At 70.0% G+C, this 4,222-nt stretch carries 4 protein-coding genes and 1 pseudogene; 3 read left to right on the top strand and 2 right to left on the bottom strand.

Going from position 1 to position 4,222, the window contains the following annotated elements; genetic code table 11:
• Positions 1 to 88 precede the first annotated feature (88 nt).
• Complete coding sequence (locus GJ633_RS14575; RefSeq protein WP_156589388.1) at positions 89 to 1,120, top strand: glutathione S-transferase family protein; 1,032 nt, start codon at positions 89 to 91, stop codon at positions 1,118 to 1,120.
• A 41-nt stretch (positions 1,121 to 1,161) separates the two neighbouring features.
• Here the strand turns inward: GJ633_RS14575 and GJ633_RS14570 are convergent, their stop codons facing one another.
• Positions 1,162 to 1,473, bottom strand: coding sequence for a hypothetical protein (locus tag GJ633_RS14570; protein WP_321169109.1), 312 nt, complete (start codon positions 1,471 to 1,473; stop codon positions 1,162 to 1,164).
• Between the two features lie 295 nt (positions 1,474 to 1,768).
• Between GJ633_RS14570 and GJ633_RS14565 the strand changes: the two genes are divergently transcribed.
• Both GJ633_RS14565 and GJ633_RS14560 read left to right on the top strand, forming a co-directional pair.
• Positions 1,769 to 3,217, top strand: a complete 1,449-nt coding sequence (locus GJ633_RS14565) for an alpha-amylase family glycosyl hydrolase (RefSeq protein WP_321169108.1) — start codon at positions 1,769 to 1,771, stop codon at positions 3,215 to 3,217.
• 245 nt (positions 3,218 to 3,462) lie between these two features.
• The gene (locus GJ633_RS14560; RefSeq protein WP_156589387.1) at positions 3,463 to 3,600 is read left to right on the top strand and encodes a hypothetical protein; all 138 of its coding nucleotides are present in this window, start codon (positions 3,463 to 3,465) and stop codon (positions 3,598 to 3,600) included.
• A 52-nt stretch (positions 3,601 to 3,652) separates the two neighbouring features.
• On the opposite strand, the pseudogene GJ633_RS14555 reads toward GJ633_RS14560, so the two are convergent.
• A pseudogene (locus tag GJ633_RS14555) lies at positions 3,653 to 4,222 on the bottom strand (alpha-isopropylmalate synthase regulatory domain-containing protein); the annotation flags it as partial.

The raw sequence follows: 4,222 nt of genomic DNA, 5'->3' as shown, positions 1-4,222 counted from the left end.
GCGGGACGACCGCGAACTCGGCGAGAGCACGGCCGGTGACGCCCGTGTCCCCGGCCACGTTATACGCGTCGAGCCCCTTTCATGCGACATGAACCAGCTCGTCGACGGCGAGTGGCGAACGGACGCCTACGAGGCGACGAACGACGACGGCGCCTTCGAGCGAGACGAGACGACGTTCCGAAACTGGATCGCCGGCAGCGCGGTCCCGGACCACGTCGACGCCGAACCGGACGACCGGTTCCAACCGGAGGCGGGCCGGTACCACCTGTACGTCTCGTACGCGTGTCCGTGGGCCCACCGCACGCTGCTCGCGCGGTCGCTGCTCGGCCTGGAGGACGCCATCGGCGTCTCGGTCGTCGACCCGTGGCGCGGCGAGGACGGCTGGCAGTTCACGCCGGAGAAGGAGGGCTGTACCCGCGACCACCTCCACGACAGCGACTACCTCCGCGAACTGTACGTCGAGGCCGACCCCGACGCCACCTGTCGGGTGACGGTGCCCGTCCTGTGGGACACCGAGGAGGAGACCATCGTCAACAACGAGTCCAGGGAGGTGCTCCGGATGCTCTCGACCGCGTTCGACGACCTCGGGAACGGCGCCTCGTTGCTCCCCGGCGAGGACGACGCGGCGACCGTCGGGGACGTCGACGAAGTCATCGCCGAGATCTACGAGCCGATCAACAACGGCGTCTACCGCGCCGGGTTCGCCAAATCCCAGGACGCCTACGACGAGGCGATCGACGACCTGTTCGGCGCGCTCGACCGCTGGAACGACCACCTCGCGGACCAGCGATACCTCGTCGGCGACTCGCTCACCGAGGCGGATATCTGCATGTTCACCACGCTGGTCCGCTTCGACCAGGTGTACCACACGCACTTCATGTGCGACAAGCGGTTCGTCCACCAGTACGAGCACCTGTGGCCGTACCTCCGTGACCTCTACCAGACGCCGGGCGTGGCCGAGACGGTGAACATGGACCACATCGAGGAGCACTACTACACCACGCACCCGGACGTGACCCCGTCGGGGATCATCGCGCGGGGACCGGACGTCGACCTCGCGGCGCCGCACGACCGTGACCGGCTCGGCGGCGAGCCGCCGACGCCCGACGTCGCGGACTGAGCGGTGGTGGGTTCGGCGCGGACGATCCGGGGCGGGCGGAGCTACGGCTCGCCGCCGAGCGACTCCTGTTCCGGCGCGGGGTCGCCGCGGAGCCGGCGGCGGCGCTTGTCGTAGGCCGCCTCCAGCTTCGCGTTCGTCGCCCGCGAGACGAGGTAACAGTCGGCCTCGCCGTCGTCGCGGGGGTGCGCGCTCGCGACCCACACGTGGCCGTCGCCCGTCGAGAGGTCGTCGGCCCAGCGCTCGGCGGCCGCGCGGCTCTCGAAGGCGTGCCGCGTGCCGTCCTCGAAGACGAGCCGGCCTACCTTCGCGTTTCGCTTGCGAGCGGAGGGTTTCACCGCGACGACGACGCTCACGGGCGGCGAGTTGGAGCGCGCTGGATTAAAACCCTCGTCAGACGCCGCCGCCGAGACGACGGATCGCAAGACACCAGGCTCCCGGGTCCGTAACGCGAGCCATGACCGATCCGGACTGGCACGAGGACGCGACGATCTACTCGTTCGACGTCAAGACCTTCGACGACAGCGACGGGGACGGGTGGGGTGACTTCCGCGGCGCGCGTTCGCGGCTCCCGTACCTCGACGATCTCGGCGTCGACGCGTCTGGATCCGGCCGTTCTACCCGAGCCCGCTGCGGGACAACGGCTACGACGTGGCCGACTACTACGCGGTCGACGACCGGCTGGGGAGCCTCGACGACTTCCGCGCGTTCGCCGAGGCGGCCCACGACCGCGGCATCCGCGTGCTCACCGACCTCGTGTTCAACCACACGTCGATCGAACACGAGTGGTTCCAGCGCGCCCGCGAGGACCCGCACTCGGAGTACCACGACTACTACCTCTGGACGAGCCACGTCGACGAGGCTCACGACCGCCAGAACATCTTCCCGGAGTACGAGGACGGCGTCTGGTCGTACGACGAGGTCGCCGGCAAGCACTACTTCCACCAGTTCTACGGCCACCAGCCCGACCTCAACGTCGCGAACCCCGCGGTTCGCGAGGAGCTGTACGACGTGCTCCGGTTCTGGCTCGACCGGGGCGCCGACGGTTTCCGGATCGACGCCGCCCACCCCATGCTGCTGGCGAAGGGCCACGACGCGACGACGCTCGAAGACACCGATCTCGACGAGCCGATCGACCTGTTCAAGCAGATGCGTCGGGTCGTCGAGGCGGAGCAGTCGGACGCGGTGTTGCTCGCGGAGGCGGACGACGAGCCCGAGAACCTCGACTACTACTTCGGCGGCGGCGAGGCGTTCCACCTCCAGTTCAACTTCGTGATGAACTCGCACCTCACGTACGCCGTCGGTGTGAAAGACACCTGGCCGATCCACCGTGCCGAGGAGCTCGTCCCCGCCGTCTCCGAGAGCGGTACCTGGGTCAACTTCCTGCGAAACCACGACGAGTGGAACCTCCTGAAGCTGCCCGAGGAGGCGTTCGCACACGCCCGCGAGTACTTCGGCGACGACGCCGGCGACTCGTGGATCTTCGAGCGGGGCCACCGCCTCCGGCTCGCGGACCTCTACGCGGGCGACCACGACCGGATCGCGGTCGCGCACGCGCTGCTCTTCGCGCTGCCCGGCTCGGTCGCGCTCCAGTCCGGCGACGAGATCGGGATGGGTGCCGATCTCTCGCTCCCCGAGCGCGAGGCGGTCCGCACCCCGATGCAGTGGGACGACACGCGGAACGGCGGGTTCTCGACGGCCGACCCCGACGAGTGTTACACTCCCGTGATCGACGAGGGCGAGTACGCCTACGATCGGATCAACGTCGCCGCCCAGCGAGAAAATCCGGACTCCCTGCTCTCCCGGGTGCGTGACCTCGTCGCCGCCCGGCAGTCCTGTCCCGAGATCGGCCGCGGCGACTACGCCGTGCCCGAGGCCGACCACAAGGAGACTCGCGTCCACCGGTTCGACCACGCGGGGGCGGTCCTCCTCTGTGCGCACAACCTCGCCGACGGCTACCGCGAGGAGGTCGTCGAGCTCGACGTCGACCCCGACGCTGTCGAGCACGTGGTCGGCGACGGGGGATACCACGTCGAGGACGGTGGCGTGACGTTCCTGTTGGACGAGTGCGACTACGTCTGGATCCGCGGCGAGCGGTGAGACGGCGCGGGACTTGGCGTCCAGCACCGACCGGACGGCGGAGTCGGTCCTCCCGGGGAGCGGGAATATATGCTGCGCCGGATCGAACACCCGACGTAGGACCATCGCGGATCGCTCGGATCGAGCACCTCTGTCGGCGATACGGTCCCGGGAGACTCCCGGGAGCGAACCGGCGGGCGCTCGGCGTCATCGCGGCGCTCGCGTGGCCGCGGAGCCCTGCCCTCGGACTCTCTCCGGGCGAGACGGTGGTCGGATCGGTCGGCGGGGGAGTCCTCGTCGGAATCGTCGCGTTCCTCCTCACCTTCTGGCTGACGCTCCCCGCGGGGGCGACCGCCGGCTACCTCTACGAACGGGTGCAAAGGGAGAGGGAGGCGGGTCCGTAACCTCGATCCGATCGGTCTCCCGCCCGAACCCCGGAGGACGACGGCGCCCGGGTCAGTCGTCGGCGACCGCGCTCGGCTCGGTGCCCGCCGCGTCCGCCTCGGCCGCGAGCAGCCGGTCGAGCCCGTCTACCATCGCGACGACGCTCGCGCGGGTGATGTCGCGTCGGACGTCGAGACGCTCACCGAACGGTCGCCCCGCGAGAGGTCGACCTCGACGGTGACCACCGCGTCGGTACCGCCCGTGATCGCGTCGACGTGGTAGGAGTCGAGCTCGAAGGCGACGCCCGAGGCGGGATCGTCGTCCGCGCCGCCGGCGTCGTCTGCGGTCTCGTCTTCGCCCGCGAGCGCCGCGCGCACGGCCTTCAGGCCGGCGTCGACGGGGCCGGCACCGGTGCCGGAGGCGACGCGCTCGTCCTCCCCGACGCGGAGTCGCACGGAGGCGGTCGGGAGGTTCCCGCCCGACATGGCCGACAGGTCGATCAGCTCGACGTAGCGGTCGTGCTCGCGCCCCTGCACGTCCTCGGTGATCGCCAGCAGGTCGGCGTCGGTGACGCGCTTGCCGCGTTCGCCAAGCTCCTTCACGCGGTTCACGATCTCCGCCAGCTCGTCGTCGTCGACCGCG

Origin of the sequence: Halorubrum sp. CBA1125 (assembly GCF_009742825.1) — an archaeon.
Taxonomy (GTDB): domain Archaea; phylum Halobacteriota; class Halobacteria; order Halobacteriales; family Haloferacaceae; genus Halorubrum.
The sequence above is the reverse complement of the archived record's forward strand: the minus strand, read 5'-3'. Positions and strand labels throughout refer to the sequence as shown.

Bases quoted from the DNA above. Each gene is read 5' to 3' on its own strand.
- GJ633_RS14575 (WP_156589388.1), top strand. From the start codon at position 89: ATGAACCAGCTCGTCGACGGCGAGTGGCGAACGGACGCCTACGAGGCG.